At 69.1% G+C, this 22,829-nt stretch carries 19 protein-coding genes and 2 pseudogenes; 7 read left to right on the top strand and 14 right to left on the bottom strand.

Translation table 11 applies throughout. The annotated features are described in order from the left end of the window. Positions 1 to 22: 22 nt before the first annotated feature. Positions 23 to 766, bottom strand: a complete 744-nt coding sequence (locus A7G45_RS04935; protein WP_260937979.1) for a lysophospholipid acyltransferase family protein — start codon at positions 764 to 766, stop codon at positions 23 to 25. A gap of 147 nt (positions 767 to 913) precedes the next feature. On the opposite strand from A7G45_RS04935, the gene A7G45_RS04930 reads away from it, so the two are divergent. Continuing rightward, entirely contained in the window at positions 914 to 1,699 is a 786-nt protein-coding gene (locus A7G45_RS04930) for a crotonase/enoyl-CoA hydratase family protein (protein ID WP_260937977.1), read from the top strand. 6 nt (positions 1,700 to 1,705) lie between these two features. Here A7G45_RS04930 and A7G45_RS04925 read toward each other — a convergent pair whose 3' ends face one another. The 4 genes and pseudogenes from A7G45_RS04925 to A7G45_RS04910 form a co-directional block, all read right to left on the bottom strand. Continuing rightward, positions 1,706 to 2,173: a hypothetical protein gene (locus A7G45_RS04925; RefSeq protein ID WP_135357739.1), complete on the bottom strand. Its 468-nt coding sequence runs from the start codon at positions 2,171 to 2,173 to the stop codon at positions 1,706 to 1,708. Between the two features lie 54 nt (positions 2,174 to 2,227). After that, a complete protein-coding gene (locus A7G45_RS04920) occupies positions 2,228 to 2,713 on the bottom strand; it encodes a hypothetical protein (RefSeq protein ID WP_260934368.1) in 486 nt (161 codons plus the stop codon). Between the two features lie 101 nt (positions 2,714 to 2,814). Then, positions 2,815 to 3,267, bottom strand: a pseudogene (locus tag A7G45_RS04915) (acyl-CoA dehydrogenase family protein); the annotation flags it as partial. A gap of 549 nt (positions 3,268 to 3,816) precedes the next feature. Further along, positions 3,817 to 4,935, bottom strand: a pseudogene (locus A7G45_RS04910) (acyl-CoA dehydrogenase family protein); the annotation flags it as partial. A gap of 58 nt (positions 4,936 to 4,993) precedes the next feature. Here A7G45_RS04910 and A7G45_RS04905 point away from each other — a divergent pair. Beyond that, a complete protein-coding gene (locus tag A7G45_RS04905) occupies positions 4,994 to 5,521 on the top strand; it encodes a dihydrofolate reductase family protein (RefSeq protein ID WP_260934366.1) in 528 nt (175 codons plus the stop codon). On the opposite strand, the gene A7G45_RS04900 is transcribed toward A7G45_RS04905, so the two are convergent. Together A7G45_RS04900 and A7G45_RS04895 are read right to left on the bottom strand one after the other, a co-directional pair. Then, a complete protein-coding gene (locus A7G45_RS04900; RefSeq protein WP_043985663.1) occupies positions 5,518 to 6,093 on the bottom strand; it encodes a TetR/AcrR family transcriptional regulator in 576 nt (191 codons plus the stop codon). The two genes, A7G45_RS04905 and A7G45_RS04900, sit on opposite strands and share 4 nt — an antisense overlap. Positions 6,094 to 6,149: 56 nt before the next feature. Further along, complete coding sequence (locus A7G45_RS04895; protein ID WP_260934362.1) at positions 6,150 to 6,284, bottom strand: hypothetical protein; 135 nt, start codon at positions 6,282 to 6,284, stop codon at positions 6,150 to 6,152. A 163-nt stretch (positions 6,285 to 6,447) separates the two neighbouring features. Here A7G45_RS04895 and A7G45_RS04890 point away from each other — a divergent pair, with 163 nt between their 5' ends. Further along, entirely contained in the window at positions 6,448 to 7,245 is a 798-nt protein-coding gene (locus A7G45_RS04890) for a crotonase/enoyl-CoA hydratase family protein (RefSeq protein ID WP_260934361.1), read from the top strand. Between the two features lie 76 nt (positions 7,246 to 7,321). Here the strand turns inward: A7G45_RS04890 and A7G45_RS04885 are convergent, their stop codons facing one another. The 3 genes from A7G45_RS04885 to A7G45_RS04875 form a co-directional block, all read right to left on the bottom strand. After that, complete coding sequence (locus A7G45_RS04885) at positions 7,322 to 7,543, bottom strand: hypothetical protein (RefSeq protein WP_260934360.1); 222 nt, start codon at positions 7,541 to 7,543, stop codon at positions 7,322 to 7,324. A 171-nt stretch (positions 7,544 to 7,714) separates the two neighbouring features. Further along, on the bottom strand, positions 7,715 to 9,187 hold the full coding sequence (locus A7G45_RS04880; protein WP_260934358.1) for an aldehyde dehydrogenase: 1,473 nt from the start codon (positions 9,185 to 9,187) through the stop codon (positions 7,715 to 7,717). A 55-nt stretch (positions 9,188 to 9,242) separates the two neighbouring features. Beyond that, on the bottom strand, positions 9,243 to 10,001 hold the full coding sequence (locus A7G45_RS04875; RefSeq protein ID WP_260937973.1) for a class I SAM-dependent methyltransferase: 759 nt from the start codon (positions 9,999 to 10,001) through the stop codon (positions 9,243 to 9,245). Between the two features lie 57 nt (positions 10,002 to 10,058). Between A7G45_RS04875 and A7G45_RS04870 the strand changes: the two genes are divergently transcribed. Next, on the top strand, positions 10,059 to 11,246 hold the full coding sequence (locus A7G45_RS04870) for a glycosyltransferase family 4 protein (protein WP_260934356.1): 1,188 nt from the start codon (positions 10,059 to 10,061) through the stop codon (positions 11,244 to 11,246). Between the two features lie 316 nt (positions 11,247 to 11,562). After that, positions 11,563 to 13,032 (top strand): sugar transferase, encoded by a 1,470-nt coding sequence (locus tag A7G45_RS04865; RefSeq protein ID WP_234785506.1) that lies wholly within the window; start codon positions 11,563 to 11,565, stop codon positions 13,030 to 13,032. Here A7G45_RS04865 and A7G45_RS04860 read toward each other — a convergent pair. Together A7G45_RS04860 and A7G45_RS04855 are read right to left on the bottom strand one after the other, a co-directional pair. Next, on the bottom strand, positions 12,998 to 14,653 hold the full coding sequence (locus A7G45_RS04860; protein ID WP_260937971.1) for an MmpA family trehalose lipid delivery protein: 1,656 nt from the start codon (positions 14,651 to 14,653) through the stop codon (positions 12,998 to 13,000). The genes A7G45_RS04865 and A7G45_RS04860 overlap by 35 nt on opposite strands. 17 nt (positions 14,654 to 14,670) lie before the next feature. Next, on the bottom strand, positions 14,671 to 15,867 hold the full coding sequence (locus A7G45_RS04855; RefSeq protein ID WP_260934354.1) for a cell envelope lipid trafficking protein PgfA: 1,197 nt from the start codon (positions 15,865 to 15,867) through the stop codon (positions 14,671 to 14,673). Positions 15,868 to 16,006: 139 nt separating this feature from the next. On the opposite strand from A7G45_RS04855, the gene A7G45_RS04850 reads away from it, so the two are divergent. Next, entirely contained in the window at positions 16,007 to 17,194 is a 1,188-nt protein-coding gene (locus A7G45_RS04850; RefSeq protein ID WP_260934353.1) for an acyltransferase family protein, read from the top strand. On the opposite strand, the gene A7G45_RS04845 is transcribed toward A7G45_RS04850, so the two are convergent. Both A7G45_RS04845 and A7G45_RS04840 read right to left on the bottom strand, forming a co-directional pair. Continuing rightward, positions 17,160 to 21,305, bottom strand: a complete 4,146-nt coding sequence (locus tag A7G45_RS04845) for an alpha-(1->3)-arabinofuranosyltransferase (protein WP_260937969.1) — start codon at positions 21,303 to 21,305, stop codon at positions 17,160 to 17,162. The two genes, A7G45_RS04850 and A7G45_RS04845, sit on opposite strands and share 35 nt — an antisense overlap. A 52-nt stretch (positions 21,306 to 21,357) precedes the next feature. Further along, complete coding sequence (locus A7G45_RS04840) at positions 21,358 to 21,531, bottom strand: DUF2613 domain-containing protein (RefSeq protein ID WP_020103457.1); 174 nt, start codon at positions 21,529 to 21,531, stop codon at positions 21,358 to 21,360. Between the two features lie 106 nt (positions 21,532 to 21,637). On the opposite strand from A7G45_RS04840, the gene A7G45_RS04835 reads away from it, so the two are divergent. Then, entirely contained in the window at positions 21,638 to 22,825 is a 1,188-nt protein-coding gene (locus tag A7G45_RS04835; RefSeq protein ID WP_260934332.1) for a glycoside hydrolase family 3 N-terminal domain-containing protein, read from the top strand. The last annotated feature ends 4 nt before the right edge of the window (positions 22,826 to 22,829 follow it).

Here is a 22,829-nt window from a genome sequence, read left to right as displayed (position 1 = left end):
TGTCGGTGATACCCACGGGCGGTCAGCCTAGTACCGGGAAGCGCCGCTCTTCGGCGAGTTCGTCGAGAGCGTCCTGCATGACCTTGCGGACCCGTGCGTCGACTGCGTCGATGTCGGGCTCTTCACCGAACTCGGCCTCGATGTTGATGGGCGGCAGCACCTGCATGACGATCTTCGACGGCAGCGGCACGTTGAAGGGCAGCACGGCGGACAGGCCGAACGGCAGGCCGACGGACAGCGGCACCACCTTGGCGCGGGCGGCGCGCGCGATGGGACCGAGGGCCTTGGCGATGCGCTCGCCGCGGGTCAGGAACAGTTGGGTCTCCTGGCCGCCGATGCCGACCATCGGCACGATCGGCACGCCGGCGTTGATCGCGGCTTTCACGTAGCCCTTGCGGCCGTCGAAGTCGATCTTGTTGGCGTCGGTCGACGGCCGGTAGACGTCGTAGTCACCGCCGGGGAACACGACGACGAGGCCGCCGGAGCGCAGCGCTTCGTCGGCGTTCTCGTGGCTGGCCAGGATGTAGCCGGTCTTCTTGAAGAAGTCCGCGGTCGGGCCGACCATCAGCATGGCGTGGCTGAGGGTGTAGACGGGACGGTCGTAGCCGTACTTCTCGTAGAAGTGCGACGAGAAGATCGGTACGTCCATGGGCAGCATGCCACCGGAGTGGTTGCTCACCACCAGTGCGCCACCCAGCGGAATGTTCTCCAGTCCGCGGACCTCGGATCGGTGATAGACCTTCAGCAGCGGTCGGAGAATCCCCATGACCTTCTCGGTCAGGTCCGGGTCGAATTTGGTGATTTCGGGCAGCTTGACCACGGTTTCTCCTCTGACTGCGGCAAAAACTAGAACATGTTCTAATTTTTGATTATTCACTGGTTGACCGCCGGACGCCAATCCCCTGTGGCTAGCATCACCGTCGTGACCGAAGAAGCCACCAGCGAAGATGCCGTCCTCGTCGAACAGCGCGACCGCATACTGATCATCACCATCAATCGGCCCCAGGCCAAGAACGCTGTCAACTCAGCGGTCAGCAAGGGCTTGGCCGCCGCCGCGGACCGCCTGGACGAAGACCCGGGACTGTCCGTCGCCGTGCTGACGGGAGCCGGCGGCTCGTTCTGTGCCGGCATGGATCTGAAGGCTTTCGCCAAGGGCGAGAACATCCTCTCGGACCGTGGCCTCGGCTTCACGCAGCGTCCGCCGGCCAAGCCGCTGATCGCCGCGGTCGAGGGTTACGCGCTGGCAGGCGGCACCGAGCTGGCCCTGTCGGCCGACCTGATTGTCGCCTCCAACGCGGCGGCATTCGGTATCCCGGAGGTCAAGCGCGGCCTGGTCGCCGGTGCCGGCGGCCTGCTGCGCCTGCCGCGGCGCATCCCGTACGCCATCGCCATGGAACTCGCGCTCACCGGCGAGAACCTGACCGCCGCGCGGGCGCACGAGCTGGGCCTGGTCAACGAGCTGACCGAGCCGGGTGCCGCACTGGATGCCGCCCTCGCGCTGGCCGAGCGGATCACCGCGAACGGCCCGCTCGCGGTCGCCGCGACCAAGCGGATCATCGTCGAGTCGTCCGACTGGTCCGACGCGGAGAAGTGGGAGAAGCAGGGCGCCATCCTGGGACCGGTCTTCATGTCGAAGGACGCGCGCGAGGGCGCGGTGGCCTTCGCCGAGAAGCGCGCTCCGCAGTGGACCGGTAGCTGACCGGCCCTACTTGGGTTTCTTCTCCGACCGCTGCACCGGGCACTGCTGCTCAACCCAGTTGTTGAGGGTGCGGCTGAACTGAGTGCGGTCGGGATCGCTGGAGTGCAGGCCGTTGGTCTTGACGAAATGCGTCACGGCGGCCTGCACATCGGCCGGCGGGTGGAAGCCGTTGATGGTGTCCCCGGCTGTCTTGGCGTCGTCGGGGGACGCGCCGGACATCAGGTTCACCACGGCGCCGGTGAGTTGCAGGCAGGTCCCGCCGTCGAGCTGACGGCTGGTGGGGGACGGCGGTGCTTCGGCTGCGGGGGTGCTCGGGGCGGCAGCGGTGCTCGGCGCCGGAGCGCTCGACGACGAGGTGGTCGGCTGCGGTGGCTGCTTGTCGCCCGAACATCCGGCCAGCAGCAGAGCGGCTGCCAGTACTGCGGCCTGACGGCCATTGAATCGCCGCGACGTCACGATCTCCCGGTAGGACATGTGTTTGTTCTACCGGGAAGATCGTTTGTGTCGGCTGCTGGGGTCGAACAATGGTCAGACTGCGGCGACGAAGTCGCTGCTGTAGAACTCGGCCGGGGACTGCGAATGCGGCGCGGGCAGATCAACCTGGAGCCACACACCGGTGGTGCCGGGAGCCACGTTGAGCTGCACGGTGGAGCTGCCGTTGCCGAAGCCGTCGGTGCTCAGCGTGCCGGTGCCGATGCTCGGGTCACCGGCGAGGCAACCGAGCGGGGCATGGGGGGCCGGGATCAGCCGGACCACGTACCGCGCGTCGCGCGCGCCGTCGAGCATGTCGATGTGGGCGACGGCGGTGCGGCCGTCGGAGGTGATCTCAGCGGTCGGCACGGCCGGAAAACGGAACTTCATGTAGTTGATCGGCTGCCGGTCGCAGGTGTAAGACCGCGACATCAGGGTCATGCGGTGCGTGCCGGCGGCCTGGGCGGGCGCGGCGACCGCGGTCGCCGCGGGCAGGGTGGTGCAGACGGCCAACGCAGCCAAGGCGCCGCTGATTTTTGACATTCGTCAAGTTTTTACCGGGACCGCCGGTAGCGCAGTGGTCGCCGTCACAAGCGGACGGAATCCACTTTCGGCGCGGATATTGACCTAGGTCACAACGACTTTCAGAAGCGGCCCACCGTCACATCCCACGGATCGGTCGTCGCGGTGCGGGCCGCGAGCCTGCGGGCGTGCCAACTGGTGCTGCCGAACTCGTCAGCCCAACTGCGGGCCCGTAGGGTCGCCCGCCACAACGGATGTTCCGCGGTGGTGCCGATGGCGCCGTGCAACTGGTGCGCGATGGTCGTCACCGGGGCGACGGCCCGGCCGACGGCGATCTTGGCCACGGTCGTGGCGTAGCCGGTGCGATCGTCACCGAAGCCGTACTGCGCGGCGGCGGTGACCGCCAGAGTGGTTGCCGCCCTGGCCCGTTCGATCTCGCCGAGCATCGAGGCCAGTGAGTGCTGCACCGCCTGGAAGGCGGCGAGCGGGCGGCCGAACTGCACCCGTGTTTCGGTGTGCGCGACGGTCAGCTCGGCGGCGGCATCGAGTGCGCCGACGATCTGGACGCTGCGGCACCAGGCGCCGCGGAGGGTCAATTCGTCGGCGACCGTCAGCGGCAGCTGGACGACATCACTTGCCGCGGTGTCGAATTCGATGGTTGCCCGGGGCTCCCCGGCGAGATTGTGTCCACCGTTGATGAGCGTCGGTGAGTCGCGCAGTGCGACGTACAGGGCGTCCGGTCCGCGTTTGGTCACCAGCACCGGCCCGCACTGCGGCCAGGTGGCGACCTGCTCGACCGCCAGGGTCAGGGGCCCGGACTCGGGTACGGCGAGACCGGCTGCTGCCGCCAACCACGTTGCCAGCACATCGGTTTCGGCGATCGGCACCGCAGCGGCGTGACGTGCCAAGGTGCCCAGCACGACGGCCGCCGCGGCGGGACCGGCATCGGCGTCGCTGCTCAACCGGGTGAGTCCGGAGCTCTCGGCGGTGCGCCACAGGGCATCGTCGAAGGTCAGCGGCAGGGTGCGGGCGGGCTGTGCGGACTGCCCGATCTGGTCGGCCAGTTCGCGCAGTTCGGCCAGCTCGTCCGAATGCTGTTTGGCGGCAGCCTGTTTGGTCCAGTTCTTGGCGACGATGCCGCGCAGTACCTCATTGGTGCCGCCGCGCAGGGTGAACAGTGGCGCATGCACCCGAGCGGTGTCCAGCATCGCCTGCAGCCGCGGACGGTCAGGACCGTCGTACCGGTCCAGCAGCTCCGCGGCGATCTCCACGGAGTCCTGCTCGAATCGGGTGCCCAGGTCTTTGACCAGCGCGGCGGGGACGGCGGCGTCTTGGCCGGCGGTCAACGCGCGGGCGACCGAGATGGAGAGCTGACGCAGCGAGATCATCCGTGCCAGCAGATCGCCGATGTCCGCACGGGGGTCGTCTCGCAGCGCCTCGATGAGTGCGAAAAGCAATGTGGCCGTGGACAGGAAGCGCTCCGGTCCGCTGCGCTCGAAACCCAGCTCCGAGGTCACCTGGTGCCAGCCCGCGCCGACGGTGCCGAGCAGATCGGCGTCGGTCAGCGCGACGTCGTCGAACAGCACCTCGTTGAAATGGTGTTCGCCGTTCATCTGGACGATCGGCTCGATGGTGACACCCGGGGCGTCGGTGGGCACGATGAACTGGCTGAATCCCGCGTGCCGATGCGCGGGGTCCAGGGGGCTGGTGCGAGCCAGCACCACGACCTGGTGTGCCAGGTGCGCGCCGCTGGTCCACACCTTGCTGCCGTTCAGCAGCCAGCCGGCGTCGGTGCGGGTGGCCTTGGTGGCGACCGCGGCCAGGTCGGAACCGGCCTCGTACTCGCTCATGCCGATCGCGGAATACAAAGTACCGGAAGCGATTCGGGGCAGCAGTCGCCGCCGCTGGTCCTCGCTGCCGTAGGTCAGCAGGGCTGGCGCCACCTGCCGGTCGGCGATCCAATGCGCGGCGACCGGTGCGCCGTGGGCGAGCAGTTCTTCGGTGACCACGTATCGGTGCATGTGGCTGCGGCCGCGGCCGCCGTACTCGACCGGGATGGTGAGACCGACGAAGCCGGCTGCCGCCAGCCGCATGCTGAAGTCGGCGTCCCACTTCGACAGCCAGCAGTCGACGCCGGGTTCCCAGCCGAACTCCTTTGCGTCCTCGGCCAGGAACCGGCGCAGGTCCGCACGCAGTTCGGACAGGTCGCCGTCGTCGGCGCGGAGGGCGTCGAAATCGTCCATCCGGCAACAGTAATCGGGGCGCCTCGGATTGTCGGTGGGTCGCGGCATACTCGGAGCGATGGCGACCATTTACTACACCGCATCGAGCTTGGACGGCTTCATCGTCGATTCCGCGGGCAGCCTGGACTGGCTGCTCTCGCGTGACATCGACGTCGACGGCCCGTTCGGCTACAAAGCCTTCGAGCAGTCGGTGGGTGCCCTGGTCATGGGGTCGACGACGTACCGGTGGGTCGTCGAGAACGAACCGGGTGATTGGCCGTACCCCCAACCGACGTGGGTGCTCACGTCGCGGCCGGACGTCGTCGTTGAGGGGCACCCGGTGTGCCCGGTCAGCGGCGATGTCGCGCAGCTGCATCCGGCGTTGGTCGAGACGGCCGGCGAGCGTGACGTCTGGATCGTCGGCGGCGGGGACGTCGCAGCGCAGTTCGTGACGGCCGGCCTGGTCGACGAACTGGTGGTGTCCTATGCGCCGTGTTCCCTGGGTGCCGGCGCACCGGTATTGCCGGTGCGCTCGGAATGGCGATTGGTCGAGTCCGCGGTCAACGGGGACTTCGTCTGTGCGCGCTGGGCTCGCGCGGACGGCTAGCTGCCGGCGGTGGGCAGGCCGTTGTTCTTGACGAAAGCCTTTGCCTTGATGAGGAATTCGAGTTGAGTAGCGACGTCGTGCAGCGGAGCGACGCTCTGCGACGACCGGCTCAACACCACCGCACCTTCCAGTGCGGCCAGGCAGGTGACAGCCAGGGCTGACGCGTCGGAATCGCTGAATCCCTCGGCGGTGAAGGAGTGTCCGAGCGCGGTGCGCCACCGGTCGAAGATCTCGGCGGCAATGGGGGTCAGTGTCGGCGCTTCGTCGCCCGACCCGACCGCGGCGGCGACCACCGGGCACCCCGCGGTGAAGTCGCTGTCGGCCAGAATCTGGTCCCAGAAGGTGACGAATCCGCGCACGAGTGCGATGCCGCCGTACGCGGCGGAGCCGTCGATGTGGGCGGCGATCGCGTCGCCGGCGAACTGCAGTGCTTCGATCAGCAGCTGGCTGCGGCCCTCGGGAAAGTGGTGGTAGACCGACCCGCGGGGTGCGCCGCTGCGGACCAGCACCTCGTCGATGGTCAGGCCGGCGGCGCCGCGCTCACGCAGCACGGCGGCGGCGCTGCGCACCATCCGTTCCCGGGTGGCGCCGCGCTTGTTGACCGTCTTGATGGCGGGCGCTGCCGCGCTCAATGCGTGACCCGGTTCCGAAACTGCGTCATCCGGTCCTGCACACCGCGAGCTGCTTCACGCAGCCGTTCGTTGGCGCCCAGGACGGTATGCGTGAAGCGATGGCCTTTCACGTTGACCTCGACCACCCACATGCTGCCCTCCTCGATATGGGACTCAGCATAAAACGCCCAACACATCGGACCAAAGAATGTATTCCAGGTCACATATTTCTGAGGTTTTGAGCGCTGCGGGGCCTACGCTCCCTCAGAACTATGGTCTCTTGCATAATTTCGTGATCAGGAGTTCACTGCTCGCATGACGACCGATCTCGATCTGCAGACCGTCACCCTCGAACGGGACGGGCATGTTCTGGTGATGGGCCTCAGCCGGCCCGAGAAGCGCAACGCGTTCGACCGCGCGATGCTGGCCGACCTGTCACGGGCCTACGGTCTGCTGGAGCGCGACGACAGCCTCCGCGCCGGAGTGCTCGTCGCCCATGGCGACCACTTCACCGCGGGTCTGGACCTGCTCGACGTCGCTCCCGCCATCGCCGCGGGGGAGAGTCCGTTCCCCGCCGATGGCCGCGACCCCTGGCGGCTCGACGGGCCGTGGGCCAAGCCACTCGTCGCGGCGGTTCAGGGCCGTTGCCTGACGTTGGGCATCGAACTGCTGCTCGCCGCCGAGATTCGGGTGGCAGCCGCCGACGCCCGCTTCGCCCAGATCGAGGTGCTGCGCGGCATCTATCCGTTCGGCGGTGCCAGCGTCCGGCTACCGCGCGACGCGGGCTGGGGCAACGCCATGCGCTGGCTGCTCACCGGTGACGAATTCGACGCAGCAGAGGCGGACCGCATCGGTCTGGTGCAGGAGGTCGTGCAAGATGCCGCGGCCGCTCGCGCGCGGGCAATCGAGATCGCGCACACCATCGCGGACCGCGCGGCGCCGTTGGGTGTGCAGGCAACCCTGGCCTCGGCGCAGTTGGCTCGCAGCGCGGGTGAGGCCGCGGCCTTCGAGCGACTCCAGCCCGAGGTGGCCAGGCTGTTCACGACCAAAGACGCCGCCGAGGGCGTGCAGTCCTTCGTCGAGCGCCGCGCCGCGCAGTTCCAGGGCCGCTGACCACCTCGCCGAGAAAACGTGAAAACCCCCAAAACCAAGTGATTTTGGGGGTTTTCGCGTCTGCTCGCGCAGGAACCTAGCCGGCGTTCTCCAGCGCGACGAGCGCGGCGGCGACGGCGAAGTACTTGTTGGCACCGAGCTGGCGCACGGTCTTGATGTTGAACGCCGCGGCGAGGTGCTCGGCGTCGGCGTCGCTGACCCCGGCCAGCGCGGCGGGCGATGCGTCGAGGATTTCCTTGAGGGACTTGCCCTCGTACGCCTTGTCGAGTGCTTTGTCGAGATCTACAGAGACAGCCATACGTTTCCTCCCAGATTGTTTGCCAGACCTTCGGACGGGCGTGACGGTATCAGCGATTGCTGGGGTTCGCCTGGGATAAAAAACCGGTGCTGAAAAGCCGAATGGCCACCCGGCCGAGTCCCCCGAGGGGCGAAGGACAAAGCGCGGGTGGCCATCCGGACGAAGGCGGTATTACTCCGGGGTGTAGCCGAATGGCATCAGGACGCTCTTGGCCTGGCAGTAGGCCTCGATGCCCTCGGGGCCGTTCTCGCGGCCGATGCCGGAGTTCTTGTAGCCGCCGAACGGCGCACCCGGGTCGAACGCGTACATGTTGACCGCGTAGGTGCCGGTGCGAATCTGCGAGGCGATCTTCATGGCCCGCGGGATGTCGGTGGTGTAGACGCTGCCGGCCAGGCCGTAGTCCGAGTCGTTGGCGATCCGGATGGCGTCTTCTTCGCTGTCGAAGGGGATGATCGCCAGCACCGGGCCGAAGATCTCCTCCTGGGCGATGGTCATCGAGTTGTCGACATCGGCGAACACCGTCGGCTGCACGAACCAACCGGAATCGAGGCCGTCGGGACGGCCGCCGCCGGTGGCGATGCGGGCGCCTTCTTCGACACCCTTCTTGATGTAGCTCTCGACGCGCTCGCGCTGCTTCTCGCTGATCAGCGGACCGATCATGGCGGCCGGATTATCGGGGAGGCCGACCTGCATGCCGGCCGCGCCGGCGGCCACCTTCTCGACGACCTCGTCGTACCGCGACCGCGGGGCCAGGATGCGGGTCTGGCCGACGCAGGCCTGGCCGGTGTTCATCAGGCCCGAGAACAGCAGCATCGGAAGGGTGGAGTCCAGGTCGGCGTCCTCGAGGATGATCGCCGCGGACTTGCCGCCGAGTTCCAGGGTGCAGGGCTTGAGGCGCTCGGCGGCGACCTTGCCGATCTCCTTGCCGACAGCCGAGCTGCCGGTGAAGGTGAACTTGTCGATCTCGGGGTTGGCGGTCAGCGCGCGGCCGGTCTCGGGGCCACCCGGCACGATCGACAGCACGCCCTCGGGCAGGCCGGCGTCGGCGAAGGCCTGCGCCATCGCGAACACCGACAGCGGCGTCTCGGCTGCGGGCTTGAGCACGACGGTGCAGCCGGCGAGCAGTGCCGGACCCAGCTTGTTGGCGGCCAGGAAGAAGGGGACGTTCCACGCGGCGACGGCGGCGACGACCCCGATGGGCTCGCGGGTCACCAGGGTCTGGCCGTAGATGCCGTCGCGGATGTCGCTCCACTGGAACTTGTCGGCGGCGCCGGCGTAGTAGTTGAACGACGACATGGCGGCGCCGTACTGCATCATGTCGACGATGCTCGGCGGCTGGCCGGTCTCGGCGGCGAGCAGGAACTTCAGCTCATCGGCGCGCTCGGTCATGATGCGCGACGCCTCGGCGATCACCGCGGCGCGCTCGGCCGGCGACATCTTGGGCCACGGGCCCTCGTCGAACGCCTTGCGGGCGGCGGCACAGGCGGCATCCACATCGGCCTTCGAGGCCAGCGGCACCTTGCCGACGAGCTCGCCGGTGGCCGGGGAGTGCACCTCGATGACGTCCGACGTCGCGGGTGCGGTCCACTGACCGCCGATGAACAGCTGATCCCACTCGGTTTTGAAAGCCGTGCTCTGTGTCATGGCCGTCACACTACCGAGTTTTCGGCCAAACGAGAACATGTTCCAATTAGGTCATTCAGCTGGGCTGGAGCACCAACACCAGGTTGCTCGTCAAGAACTCCTGTAACACCGGTACAGAAGTCGCACGCCAGGCCCATTGCGGGTGGTAGCGGGGGAATGCGGCGACCAGCGCCCCCGTGCTGCGCGCCCACTCCAGCCCAGCTGCGGCAGACACCGCGAACAACGACGATCCGTAGTCGTTCTTCGGCCGGCGGCCGTGTTTGCGGGTGTACATCTCGGCGGCCCGCCGGCCGCCGAGGTAGTGCGTCAGCCCCATCTCGTGCCCACCGAAGGGCCCGAGCCACACCGTGTACGACAGGATCACCAGCCCGCCCGGCCGGGTGACCCGCAGCATCTCCCGGCCCATCAGCCACGGTTCGGGGACGTGTTCGGCGACGTTCGACGACAAACAGACATCGACGCTGTCGTCGGCGAACGGCAGCGCCATGCCCGAGGCGCGCACGAAGCTACCGGCGCCATCGGGTTGCGCGGCCGGACCCGCGTGCATCTCGCGAGGGTCGGGCTCGACGCCGATGTATGTCATTCCGGCGCTGGAGAATTCGGTGGCGAAGTAGCCCGGGCCGCCGCCGACGTCGAGCACCGTCATGCCGTCGGGGGCGGTGCCGTTGAGGTCGCGCCACAGACCGTCCACGAGCGCGACGGTGTCGCGGGCGAGGCCGCCGTAGAAGCGGGCCGGGTCGCTCTGCTCGAAACGGAACTCGCCGAGCAGTCGGATCGAGCGCGCGAGGGTGGCCCGCTTACGCGTGGTGACCAGTCGTTTGGCTGCCCGGTGATTCACTCCGCAACCCTACTGACCGGTACCCTTCATTCGATGCCAGACCACCCCCAGCAGCCTGCTGGATCTCCTGACGAGATCCGGTCGGTGCTGCTGCTCTGCTGGCGCGACACCGGCCATCCCCAGGGTGGCGGGAGCGAGACGTATCTGCAGCGCATCGGCGCACAGCTGGCGGAGTCCGGCGTGCGGGTGACGCTGCGGACCGCCCGCTATCGCGGGGCGTCGCGCACCGAGGTCGTCGACGGCATCCGGATCAGCCGCGGCGGTGGCCGGCTGTCGGTCTACATCTGGGCCGGGCTGGCGATGGTGCTGGCCCGCGTCGGGCTGGGCCCGCTGCGCGGCGTCCGGCCGGATGTGGTGATCGATTCGCAGAACGGCATCCCCTTCCTGGCTCGCCTGGCCTACGGCCGGCGCGCGATGGTGCTGGTACATCACTGCCACCGCGACCAGTGGCCGGTAGCTGGGCGCGTGATGAGCAAGTTCGGGTGGTTCGTGGAGTCGCGGCTCTCGCCCCGGCTGCACCGCAACAACCAGTACGTGACGGTGTCGCTGCCGTCGGCCCGGGACCTGGTGGATCTGGGCGTCGACGCGTCGCGGATCGCTGTCGTGCGCAACGGCGTCGACCTCGCTCCGGCGGCGTCCCTGTCGCTGCCCCGGGCGACGGAGCCGCGCATCGTCGTGCTGTCGAGGTTGGTGCCGCACAAACAGATCGAGGACGTGCTCGACGCCGTCGCGCTGCTGGCGCCCCTGGTGCCGGGGCTGCGTCTGGATGTCGTCGGCGGCGGCTGGTGGGACGAGCGCCTGGTCGCGCACGCCCGGCGGCTCGGCATCAGTGCCGCGGTGACGTTCCACGGCCATGTCGACGAGGACACCAAACACGAAGTGCTGCAACAGGCTTGGGTTCACGCACTGCCGTCGCGCAAGGAAGGCTGGGCGCTGGCCGTCATCGAGGCCGCGCAGCACGGCGTGCCCACGGTGGGCTACCGGTCCTCGGGCGGCCTGACCGATTCGATCGTCGACGGCGTCACGGGCCTGCTGGTCGACGACCACCGCGGTCTGGTCACCGCGCTCGAGACCCTGCTGACCGACGCCGTCCTGCGCGACCAGCTGGGCACCAAGGCGCAGGTGCGGGCCGCCGAATTCTCGTGGCCGCAAAGCGCTTCCGCGATGCTGACGGTTGCCGAGACCGTCCGGGACGGCAAGTACGTCAACGGGATCGTCTGACGTCGTAGCCGGGCCGCGGCGCTGCTGTTGCCGGGCGTCAACGCCGGTTCCGGAAATTCTTCGTGACGACGAGCCAAATCTGCCGTTTTGCTGTTGGACACCGCCTCGCCGCATAAACTGACGGCCAAGTCAAATTTAATAGCAATGAGGGCCGCCTTCGGGTTCCGGCTTTCGGGTGTCCCTCTCATTTTGCGGATCCAGGCAACTGGGCCCGGTGATGCAGTGCGTTCGAACTCCGTTCTCATTCAATGTAATTGGATATTCCGCTCCATCGATGTACCACCAGGTCTGAGGAGTTGAGCATGTGGAGTTGCCGATGACGCTTTCGACGTTCGGGCTCACCCGGCTTTCGAATTCACGCACGGTCTGGCAGCCGCATTACGCGCGTCGCGTGCTGATCACCGACGCCGCGGCCATCGTCCTCGCGATGCTGTTCGCGCAATGGGTCCGATTCGGCGGAGCGGGCTACGGTCCGTCGGCCTCTATGCTCTATACCGGGTACTCGCTGGCGCTGGCCTGCCTGTGGCTGGGCGTCCTGACCCTGCATCACGCCCGCTCCGCGTCGATCCTCGGCTGCGGCATCGAGGAGTATCGCCGCGTCGTCGCCGCGTCGTTCTGGACGTTCGGGGTCATCGCGATCGTGGCGCTGCTGGCGCGGCTTGAGATCGCGCGCGGCTACCTGGCCCTGGCATTCCCGCTGGGCACGATCGGCCTGCTCATCGGACGCAAGCTGTGGCGGCGCCGGGTTCGTGCGCGCCGGCATGCGGGTGAATGCCTGACATCTGTTCTCGCCATTGGTGATCGGGACGCCATCGCGGTCCTGGCGACCGAGCTCATGAACGATCCGGGCGACGGTTACGTGGTGGTCGGCGCCGGCATCCCGGGCGATCCGGACGCGCGCGGTGACGTCATCAGGATCGGTGATCGGGTGATCCCGATCTTCGGCGACGAGAACGACGCCCTCGGTGCCCTCGGCGACCGCTGCGCCGCCGATACCGTGGCGCTGACCGACGCCGAACATTTCGGTGTCGCCGGAATTCAGCGGCTCACCTGGCGACTCGAGGCGTCCGACGTCGACCTGGTGGTGTCGCCGGGCCTGCTGGACGTGGCCGGTGCGCGGCTGGCGATGCGGCCGGTGGCCGGCATGCCGCTGCTGCACGTGGAGAAGCCGCAGTACCACGGCGCCAAGAGTTTCCTGAAGAAGGCGTTCGACTTCGGATTCGCGCTGGCGGCGCTGATCGGGACGGCGCCGCTGCTCGTGCTCGCAGCCATCGCCATCAAGATGACGAGCCGCGGCCCGGTGTTCTACCGCTCGGAACGTATCGGGCTGGACGGCGAGCCGTTCACCATGATCAAGTTCCGCAGCATGGTGGTCGATGCCGAGGAGCGTCTCGACGAACTGCTGCCGTCGAACGAGATGGCCGGCGGCGTCATGTTCAAGATGCGTGAGGACCCGCGGGTGACGATGGTCGGAAAGGTCCTGCGCCGCTACAGCATCGACGAACTCCCGCAGTTCATCAACGTGCTCAAGCAGGACATGAGCGTCGTCGGCCCCCGGCCGCCGCTGCGCCGGGAGGTCGAGACCTACAACGGCGACATCAGGCGCAAGCTGCTCGTCAAACCGGGTGTGACGGGGTTGTGGCAGATCAGCGGACGGTCCGACCTCACGTGGGACAAGGCTGTGCGCCTTGATCTTTCGTACGTCGACAACTGGTCGATGCTCACCGACGTGGGGATCATCCTGAAGACCGTCAGTGTGGTGGCACGCGGCGAAGGGGCGTACTGAGGTCCCGCCACCGCTGGATCACCAACGCGGCCAGAGCGCCGACCAATAGGCCCAGCCACACCACGTGCGCGGCGATCAGCACCGCGCGATTCGACGCCGCGGGCGTCGTCCCACCCACGCGGTACAACGCAATGTCGTTGTCCCGATAGGCAATCGGCAGGGACAGCGGGGGAGCCGCGCCCTCCACCACCACCCAGCCGACCCCGGCCGCGGCCAACTGATGCACGTCGGCGCCCCGCAGCAGCAGGTCCTGCACCCGCCGGGCCCGCACGCCTTCCCCGGGCACGGTCCGGCCGCCGATCACCAGGTCTCCGGTTGCCAGCACGTCGGCGGAAACCCATCGGGGGAGCGGGTCCAGTACTGCCGAGGGTCCGGCCCACGGGAACTGCCGGATCACGTCGGGCGGCAGCACCGCGACGGGCTTCGGGTCGGAATTGATCTGGGCTGCAACCGAATACCAGCCGGCCGGGTATTGCACCGCCCGCAGCTGGCCGCCGACGCCCCAGGCAAGGTCGGGCAGCGCCGCCAGCACCACCACACAGCAGCCCGCCGCCGCGAAAGCCGTTGGCAGCCAGCGCCGCAGCACCGCCACCGCGGCGGCCCCGGCCAGGGCATAGCCCGGCATCGCCAGCGCCACCCACTTCTGCCCGTCGCGCAGTACACCGGTGCTGGGCACGGTCCGGATCAGCCAGTCGAGGAACGCGGACCCGGCATCGGTCGCCAGCAGCGCGGGCACCACCACGGCGACGACCGCGAGCACCAGCAGCGGCCGCGCCGCGGCGACGGACCATGCCTTCCGGGCTCCGCAGGCCACCACGGCCAGCAGCACCACCGTCCCGACCAGCGCCCACAGCGTCGTGCGGGACGCCGGTACCGCAGATGCGTTCCAGATGCCGCCGAGCCCGGCCAGGCTGCCCAGCGTCCCGAGTCCCGGCTCCGCCCGCGCCGCGAACGCCGGCACACCCGCGCTCGCCACCGGCAGTACCGCGCGCGCCACCACCGTCGCCACCAGCCACGGCAGCGCGGCTCCGACGGCGGCAGCCAGCGTCACCCAGACGCCGCGCCAGGTCCGCGAACACACCAGCGCCACCACCAGCGCGAGCAGCAGACCCGTCGGCGTCAGCCCGGCCAGCGCCACCCAAAAGACCAGGCTCCAGCGATTTGTGCACGATTGTTCGCGCTCACCGCGGATAATCGTGCACAAATCACTCGAGAGGGCGACCCAGGGCAGGCAGCCGTAGCCGACCAGCAGGCTCCAGTGCCCCTGCAGCAGCCGCTCGGCGACGTAGGGGTTCCACACCGCGACGGTGACGGCCACCAGTTGCCCGCCGAGACCGGCGTCCAGAACGGCAGCTGCCAGCCGAGCCGCGCCCCAGCCGGCGAACCATAGCCCCAGGATCAGCAGTGCCTTGACCAGCAACCCGCCGTCGACGACGGGCGAGAGCACGGCCAGGAAGAAGTCCTGCGGCAGAGCCCGGGGCGCGGCCTCGGACAGGCCCAGGGCCGCGTCGGACAGGTAGGACCGCGGCGTCGAGACCGCGTCACGCAGCAGCAGATAACCGGGCGCCAGCAGCGGCGCGGTGACAGCGAGCGTCAGCCCCAGCGCGTACAGCGCCGGCAGGGCACGACGAAAAGCGATCAGATCCGGTCCGGTGGCAGATCGGTCGGCCGCTGGGTGGGCAGCTTCTCGGTCATGGCCTCAGCGGCGGGCATCGGTCCGGAATCGGTGTCGCGCCGGCCGAAGAAGCCATGCCCGGCGGCGTCGAGGCCCGGATCGATCAGCGCGGCCTGCGACCGCAGGCTGTAGCCGGCGAGCAGCACGCCACCGACGAGGAACACCAGGCCCAGGCCACCGAACGTGATGGGCAGGATGCGGTCCCACAGGGCCAGCTTGTCGCGCTCGTCGTGGGCCGCGGCGACCTGCGACTCGACCGTCTGCTCGTTGGAGGTGACGGTGAAGTCGGCGAACGTCACCTCAGGCTTGAGGGCGTCACGCGAGTAGTAGTGGAAGCCGCGGTCCTTCTCTTTGACGATGGTGCCGGAGACCGGGTCCACCCAGAAGGTGCGCGCAGCGGCGTAGTAGCGCTGCATGGTGATCGGGTCGGTCGGCTCGGCCGACGGCACGCCCCACAGTTCGGCGCGCGCGGTCACCGAACCGTCTTCGTCCTTGTCATACAGCGACGAGAACTTGATCGGCTCGACCAGCTTGCCGTCGGCGTCGAAGCCGACGTTCTGGGTGAACTTGTAGACCGAGAGGCCGTTGACGTCTTCTTCGCCCTCGTAGTTGGCGTCGTACGCCTTCTGCGCGATCGGGTCGAACACCTGGTAGGTCTTCTTCTCCGTGCTGAACGGGAAGCGGTAGCTCAGTCCGGTGTGGGGCAGCGCGACGTTGGTCGGCGGGTTCGGGTCCTCGATGGTGCGCGGCTTCTGCACCGAGCCGGCCGCACCTGTCACCGCGGCGGCGGTGGTGCGGTTGAGCGTCACGGTGTCGACGAGCGCCAGCAGCAGGCCGTTGTCCTGCTGCTTGTCGGTGCGGCGGACGGTGTTGCCGACCTGCAGCGTCACGACGTCGGCGTTCGCCGGGTTCTCAACGCTGAGCTGGCGCTGCAACACCACGGGAACGTTCTTGTTGACGACGAACTTCTCGCCCAGCAGCGACGCCGGGTCCAGAGCGGTGCCGGTGCCGTTGCTGACCAGCGTGGTGTCGATGTCGAGCGGAATCTTGGCGATTTTCCCCGACGTATAAGTAGTCAACAGCAGAGCAGCAATCAGCAGGGCGGCGCCGAGCCCCATCAAGACGCATGCTGCGATTCGCAACCCCACAGCGCGGTTCAACCCGTGCTCCTCACTTTGTCTGCCAGCCACACAGCAACCCGACTGACCCTAACAGCCCTTACTAAGGCACACCCTCATAGTGGTGTCGGGGTGGAAGTGAGATTCGCCGCCGAGTACGGGCACCCGGCACACTGGGTTCGTGGGCGACGAAGGACACGACACCGCGGACAGCGCTCGGGTGAGCGGCACCCGCAGTTTCCTGCCCGCTGTCGAGGGCCTGCGGGCCTGCGCCGCCATGGGCGTCGTGCTGACTCACGTGGCGTTCCAGACCGCCAACAGCAGCGGCTGGTACGGCCGGTTGTTCACCCGTTTCGACCTGGCGGTCGCGGTGTTCTTCGCGCTGTCGGGGTTCTTGCTGTGGCGGGGGCACGCGGCCGCCGCGCGAGGACTGCGGCACCGGCCGCCGACGGGCCACTACCTGCGGTCCCGCGTGGTCCGGATCATGCCGGGTTATGTGGTGGCCGTCGTGGTGATCCTGGCGCTGCTGCCCGACGCCCACGCCGATCTCACGGTGTGGCTGTCGAACCTCACGCTGACCCAGGTTTACGTGCCCCTGACGCTGACCGCCGGGCTGACCCAGATGTGGAGCCTGGCCGTCGAGGTCAGCTTCTATCTGGTGCTGCCCGTGCTGGCGCTGCTGGCCCGCCGACTGCCGGTGGACTGGCGGGTGCCCGCCATCGCGGTGCTCGGGGTGGCGAGCTTCGCCTGGCCCGCGCTGCCGTGGCACCTGCCGTTCGGCGTCAACCAGATGAACTGGCTGCCGGCGCTGTTCTCCTGGTTCGCCGCGGGCATGCTGCTGGCGGAGCTGACGGTCATGCCCGTCGGCCGGATGCACCAGCTGGCCCGGCGGCGCTGGGTCATGGCCGCCATCGCCGGGGTGGCGTTCGTCATCGCGGCGACGCCGCTGGCCGGCAACATCGGGCTCGCGCCGGGCACCGTCAGCCAGGTCGTGGTCAAGACCGCGATGGGCGCCGTCGTCGCCGGGGCGCTGCTGGCGCCGCTGGTGCTGGACGCACCCGGAACCCCGCACCGGATCCTCGGCAGCACCGTCATGGTGACGTTGGGCCGGTGGTCCTACGGCCTGTTCATCTGGCACCTGGCGGCGCTGGCCATGGTGTTCCCGGTGATCGGCGAGTTCCCGTTCAACGGCCACATGCCGATCGTGCTGATCCTGACCTGGGTTTTCGGGTTCGCGATCGCCGCAGTCAGCTACGGGCTGATCGAGTCGCCCTGCCGGGAGTTGCTGCGCCGCTGGGAGTCCCGGCATGCCCCGTCACCGCGGGACAGCTCGATCACGGACGTGCCGGAGCCTGCTGCGGTGGGTTAGCCGGCGCATCCCACAGCGACGCCGCGAGTGCGGCCACCGAGATGAGCGCCAGGAACTGCACCCACGGCGAATGTCCGACGTAGCCGTCCACCGATCGCCACGGGTACGCGCTGAGCACCGCCCCCGCGCCGATCAGGCCGCTCGCCGAGGCGATGACGGTCCACCCGTCCAGCCACTGCTCGCGCGAGCGCAGCAGGTACCGGATGCCGATGGCCGCCGCGACAGTCACCAGGCCGGCCCATCCGGCCACCAGGAATCCGAACCCGGCCAGGGCCACGCCGACAACCGCGGGACGTGGCTGCCAGGTCTGGGTCGGTTCGTCATCGACGGGCCGACGCATCGGCAGCAGCGCCAACAGCGCCAGCAGTGGGAGCAGCGCGAGCCCGCCGAACAGGCCGATGCGGTAGGGGGTGTTGAGCGCGAACGTCAGCGTGACGATGCCGCCGGTACCGGCCGGCAGCACCCAGCCCTGCTGCCAGCCGTTGATGGTCACCGGGGTGAGGATTGCGCCGTTGGCGGTGTGGGCGGTCCAGCCCGGGTTCACGCTTTCGGGGACGACGAGCACGCGCTGCACCGGTGACGGGGTCACCTGCACTTCGCGGTGATCAGACGTCCACTTCTTCAGCTGCGCGGGAGTCGTTGGGGCGCTGTGGATGTGGGCCGCGAGCGGGCCGGTCAGCCGGGCGCCGATGACGGTGAAGTCGGGACCCGGGTTGATCAGGAACTCCTGTTGCCCGGCGGGCAGTTGCAGCGGCGCGGACTGGCATGGCTGGGCCGCGATGGGCTCACCGTCGAGCAGCGCGCCGACGGTGGTGTGTATCGAGGTCTGCAGGAACTGGCCGGCGATCGCGACGATCGGGCCGCGGCCACACGGCACCGTGATGGCCCGACGCCGGTTCGCGGCCGCGTCGGCAGGAGCGATCGGTGTGCCGCGCTCGTCGAGGGCGATGACTTCGGCCAGTCCGGGCGGCTTCACCTGGTCGAATCCCAGCGCGGTGCGGTCGATCAGGTCGTGCCAGTCCAGGATCGACAGCTTGATGGTGTCGGTTTTCGCGGGGGCGAGCTTGATGGTCTGTGGCCCGTCGCCGATCCGTCGCACCTGTGGCCCGTTGCCCAGGTCCACCGCGACGACGGTCGGGTGGGCCGGCAACTCGGAGGCGCTCGGCACCAGGCGCAGGGCGCTGACGGTCGTCGGGGTCGGCAGGTGCACGGTCAGGTTGGCGCCATTGCGGAACTGCACGATGCTCTGCGGAGCAACCCAGGCGGTGCGCGGGTCGCCGTCGGTGGCGGCGTAGGCCGAGCCCGCGACGTCGATGACGTCGGCGTCGCCGGTGGCCCGGGTGGTGCCGGGTTGGCTGACCAGATCGGCCAGGTGCGGACCCTGCCTCGCCTGCACCCACACCGTCGGCGCGACGGCCATCGGTGCCGGCACGGTGAGGGTGCGGCTCATGTTCACGGGCTCTTCGGGCGACTGGGCCATGGTGGCGGCGCACCGGACGCCGTTCGGTCCCTCGGCGCAGCCGGGCCGGCCCAGCTGGTCGTTGCCCAAATCCCATTGCGCCACAGCCGATCCCGCGGGCGGTCCGGGCACGTCGACGGTGTGCCGCAGGCTCACCGCATGGGCGAAGCCGGACGCGTCGTACTGCGTCACGGAGAAGTCGGTGATGCCGAACTGGACGCCCGGTGAACCGTCGTCGGTGCCGATCGCGGTGAATCGGACCCACGAGGTCTCGCCGTAGGGCAGGGCGGCGACCAGCGGCTTGCCGGGCTGGTCGAAACGAATTGTGCTGGTGCCGTTGGCTGTTGCCACTTCGACGCGGCGCACCTGGGCGCCGACCGCCGTCGCACTGGGCGTCAGGGTGACGGTCGCGTTGGTCACCGGATGGTCGAAGTCGACCTGAAGCCATTGCCCCACAGCGGTTTGCAGCGAGTTGGACACCCAGCTGGTCGAAGAGTCGCCGTCGATGGTGGCGGCCGGCCCGGCTGCCGTGGACACGTTGGGCAGCGCGGTGGAATCGGACGACGAACTCGAGGTGGTGATCCGTCCGCCCGGCCACTGGCCGTACGCGGGGGTGGCGCCGGGGCTTGGGTAATCCATGACGCGGTTGTAGGTGCGGCGCGGATCGTCGGGGGCCCGCACGGCCGATGAATGGTCGTCGACGCGCCCGTAGTCGGTCTCCCGCACCAGCGGGGTGTCGGTGACGGTCACCTCGGGCACCGGGAGTCCGGCTCGCTGCGCATCGGAGGTCAAGATCATGGGGCCCAACGGGTTTCGTCCCATCAGGCGGCGACGCTCGTCGATGCGCAGCAGTGATTCGGGTCCGCCGTCGATGCGGGCCATGGTGTCGGCGTCGGCCAGGTACGGCTGGGTGGTGGCGGCGCCGGTCACGCGGTAGATCTCGACCGCGGGGTAGCGGGGCCGCAGGCCGCTGTCGGAGACGAAGCCCTCCAGCAGGCCGGGCCCGACCGGGTCGCCGAACTGGGCGACTTTCGTCAGCCCCTTGGAACCTTCGATGGCCCGGTGTACCAGCAGCGGCCGGGCCGACCGGGAGTTGTCGGGGTCCAGGTCATTGCGCACCACGACGAACGAGATACCTTGGCGGGCAAGGGTGTCGGCCAATCCGGCGGACGGTCGTCCGGTGGCGAACAGGCGCTGCACGGAATCCAGGGCGCGGATGGTCGCGGGCGGGGTCAGCGGAATCGAATCGCGCACGCCCCAGGCGCCGCGCTCCAGCACCTGCAGCGGCTCGTCGTGCGTGTTGCCCCACACCTGGTTGGCGAACGGCGCACCCGGCGCGACCAGCACCCGGCCCGGCGTCTCGGCGTTGTGCGCGTCGAGCCAGTCCGCGGTCTGGTGCCAGTACTGCGGGATCGCGCGGTAGGTACCGGGCGCGGCGAGACGGCCCGTCCACGCCAGCGACGTCCCGGCGGCCAGCGCCGTCAGCAGCACCACCGCGACGGCCATCCGCTTGTCCCGCTCCAGATGGGCGAACGCGTTGATCCATTCCCGGCGCGGTGCGGTGCCCGGCAGTGGAATCCGGCCCAGCACGTGGGCCAGGCCCAGCGCCAGCGGCAATCGCAGTACGGGTTCGAGCTTGTGCACGTTGCGCAGCGGGGTGCCGCCGGCGTCGAGGAAGGCCCGCACCTCGTGCGCGATCGGGGAGCCCAGCCCACCCGCGTACGCGACCGCGAGCAGCAGCAGGCCGATCAGCAGCATCGAGATGAGCCGGCCCCGCGCGGGCATGCTGCGCATCGCCAGGCCGGCCAGGCCGCCGGCCGCGACCAGCGTCGTGGCCAGCACCGCCACCGAGCCGGTGACCAACGACGAACCGGCCGTCGCGTTGGTCGCGACGAACGCCGTCCAGCCGTAGGTGCCGCGCAGCACCTCGGTCAGCGACAGCCACTGGGTCGTGACGCCCGACGATTCGATGAAGTCCAGGAACGGCGGGCTGATCCGGCCGAGCAGCAGCAGCGCCACCGCCCACCACAGGATGGCCAGCAGCGTGCAGCCGAACCACCACGCCGTGAAGCGCCACCAGCGGCGGTTGGGCCGGTGTGCCGCCCACCAGATGATCGCGGCCAGACAGCCGGTCAGGGTGGCGACGGCGTTCACCGCGCCCATCAGCGCGACGGCGGCCGCCGAGCGGGCCGCGAGCTGCCGGATTCGCGGGTCGCCGCGCAGCGCCAGGATCACCGGCAGCAGCACCCACGGCGCCAGCATCATGGGCAGGGTCTCGGACGAGATGGCGCCCAGCGTCGTCAGCGCGCGCGGCGACAAGGCGAACGCCACGGCGGCAAGCACCCGAGAGGATCGGCTGCCGATGCCCAGCGCCTCGGCGACGCGCACCACACCCCAGAAGCCGACGACCAGCAGTAATGCCCACCACAGCCGCTGGATCACCCAGCCGGGCAGGCCGATGACGTCACCGGCGAGGAAGAACGCGCCGTGCGGGAAGAGGTAGCCGTAGGCCTGGTTCTGCGACTGGCCGAAAGGGAGGTCGCTGCTCCACAGGTTGGCCGCCCGCGCCAGGAAGCGCGCAGGGTTGGCGGTGAGATCGAGTTTGGTGTCGGGCGAGACCCGGCCCGGTGACTGGGCGAACGTCAGGACCAGTGCGGCCGCGCTGACGACCCATAGGCAGCGCCGGGAGAGCGGCGCTGCGGGATCAGCTGCGGTTGCCGTATTCGACCCGGTTGAGCACCGATGACGCTGGATCGCCCGATTGCAGCGTCGGCTTGGTGTCCTGCTCCAGCATCAGCGTGGTGCCGAAGACCGCTGCGGCGCCGAGCAACAGACCGACCACGATGCTGGCTCCGGCGGGCACGAGGAAGCGGTCCATGGCGCCCAAACTAGCATGACGACCTGCCCGCTTCCGTGTTCGCCAGCCCGCTACCAGGTCATCGCGGGACCCGGGCGCCGCTGTCGCGCGGCTAGGCTCGGTGCCCATGTCCTTGCCCCGAACCCTTGGCGCGCTCGCACTGGTGTCTGGATTGGTAGCCGGTTGCTCGTCGTCGTCCGACCATCCGGCAGCTTCCAGCACGTCCAGCCAGGCCAAGAGCACAGCCGCGTCGAGCAAGCCGATGGACGCGCCCGCCCCGACCGCCCCGCCGTGCGATCCGCACGCCCTGCTGAGCACCCTGACGCTGCGGCAGAAGCTGGCCCAGTTGCTCATGGTGGGCGTCAAGGACGCCGCCGATGCTCGTGCCGCCGTGACGGAACAGCAGGTCGGCGGCATCTTCATCGGTAGCTGGACGGACCTGTCCATGCTGTCGGACGGCAGCATCCCGGCACTGCAGGCCGCGTCCGGTGCGCTGCCGCTGGCGGTCAGCATCGATGAAGAGGGCGGCCGGGTGTCCCGGCTGAAGAAGCTGATCGGCCCGCAGGAATCGGCGCGGGTGCTGGCGACGACCAAGACACCTGCCGAAGTCCAGGCCATCGCGCGGGACCGCGGACAGCAGATGAAGGACAAGTTCGGCATCACCGTCGACTTCGCGCCCGACGCCGACGTCACCGAAGAGCCCGACGACGAGGTGATCGGCGACCGCTCCTTCGGTTCGGACCCGCAGAAGGTGACCGAGTACGCCGGCGCGTATGCCGCGGGCCTGCGCGAGGCGGGGCTCGTTCCGGTGCTCAAGCACTTCCCCGGTCACGGGCACGGCTCGGGCGACTCGCACACCGGTGGCGTGAAGACCCCGCCGCTGGCGGCGCTGAAGGACAACGACCTGGTGCCCTACCGGACGTTGACGACGCAGCAGCCCGTCGCGGTGATGGTCGGCCACCTGCAGGTGCCCGGACTGACGCTCGGCGACGACCCCGCGAGCCTGAGCAAGCCCGCCTACGACCTGCTGCGCAGCGGCGAGTACGGCGGCCCGCCGTTCGACGGCGTGGTGTTCACCGACGATCTGACCGGCATGGCGGCCATCACGCAGCACTTCGGCGTCGCCGACGCGGCGCTCAAGGCGCTCCAGGCCGGCGCCGATGTCGCCCTGTGGATCACCACCGACGGCATTCCCGACGTGCTGGACAAGCTGGAAGCGGCCGCGCAGGCCGGGCAGCTGGACCAGGCGCAGGTCGACAAGTCGGTCCTTCGGGTGGCGGCCATGAAGGGGCCGGGCGCCAAATGCGTGAAGTGAGCTG

The organism is Mycolicibacterium llatzerense (assembly GCF_025331195.1).
GTDB lineage: Bacteria > Actinomycetota > Actinomycetes > Mycobacteriales > Mycobacteriaceae > Mycobacterium > Mycobacterium llatzerense.
The sequence above is the reverse complement of the archived record's forward strand: the minus strand, read 5'-3'. Positions and strand labels throughout refer to the sequence as shown.

Excerpts from the sequence above, each read along its gene's own strand:
- A7G45_RS04870 (WP_260934356.1), top strand. The coding sequence starts at position 10,059 with ATGCCAGACCACCCCCAGCAGCCTGCTGGATCTCCTGACGAGATCCGG.
- A7G45_RS04840 (WP_020103457.1), bottom strand. The coding sequence starts at position 21,531 with ATGGACCGCTTCCTCGTGCCCGCCGGAGCCAGCATCGTGGTCGGTCTG.
- A7G45_RS04905 (WP_260934366.1), top strand. The coding sequence starts at position 4,994 with ATGGCGACCATTTACTACACCGCATCGAGCTTGGACGGCTTCATCGTC.
- A7G45_RS04865 (WP_234785506.1), top strand. The coding sequence starts at position 11,563 with ATGACGCTTTCGACGTTCGGGCTCACCCGGCTTTCGAATTCACGCACG.
- A7G45_RS04885 (WP_260934360.1), bottom strand. The coding sequence starts at position 7,543 with ATGGCTGTCTCTGTAGATCTCGACAAAGCACTCGACAAGGCGTACGAG.
- A7G45_RS04935 (WP_260937979.1), bottom strand. The coding sequence starts at position 766 with ATGGGGATTCTCCGACCGCTGCTGAAGGTCTATCACCGATCCGAGGTC.
- A7G45_RS04880 (WP_260934358.1), bottom strand. The coding sequence starts at position 9,187 with ATGACACAGAGCACGGCTTTCAAAACCGAGTGGGATCAGCTGTTCATC.
- A7G45_RS04900 (WP_043985663.1), bottom strand. The coding sequence starts at position 6,093 with ATGGTGCGCAGCGCCGCCGCCGTGCTGCGTGAGCGCGGCGCCGCCGGC.
- A7G45_RS04920 (WP_260934368.1), bottom strand. The coding sequence starts at position 2,713 with ATGTCAAAAATCAGCGGCGCCTTGGCTGCGTTGGCCGTCTGCACCACC.
- A7G45_RS04890 (WP_260934361.1), top strand. The coding sequence starts at position 6,448 with ATGACGACCGATCTCGATCTGCAGACCGTCACCCTCGAACGGGACGGG.
- A7G45_RS04895 (WP_260934362.1), bottom strand. The coding sequence starts at position 6,284 with ATGTGGGTGGTCGAGGTCAACGTGAAAGGCCATCGCTTCACGCATACC.
- A7G45_RS04835 (WP_260934332.1), top strand. The coding sequence starts at position 21,638 with ATGTCCTTGCCCCGAACCCTTGGCGCGCTCGCACTGGTGTCTGGATTG.
- A7G45_RS04925 (WP_135357739.1), bottom strand. The coding sequence starts at position 2,173 with ATGTCCTACCGGGAGATCGTGACGTCGCGGCGATTCAATGGCCGTCAG.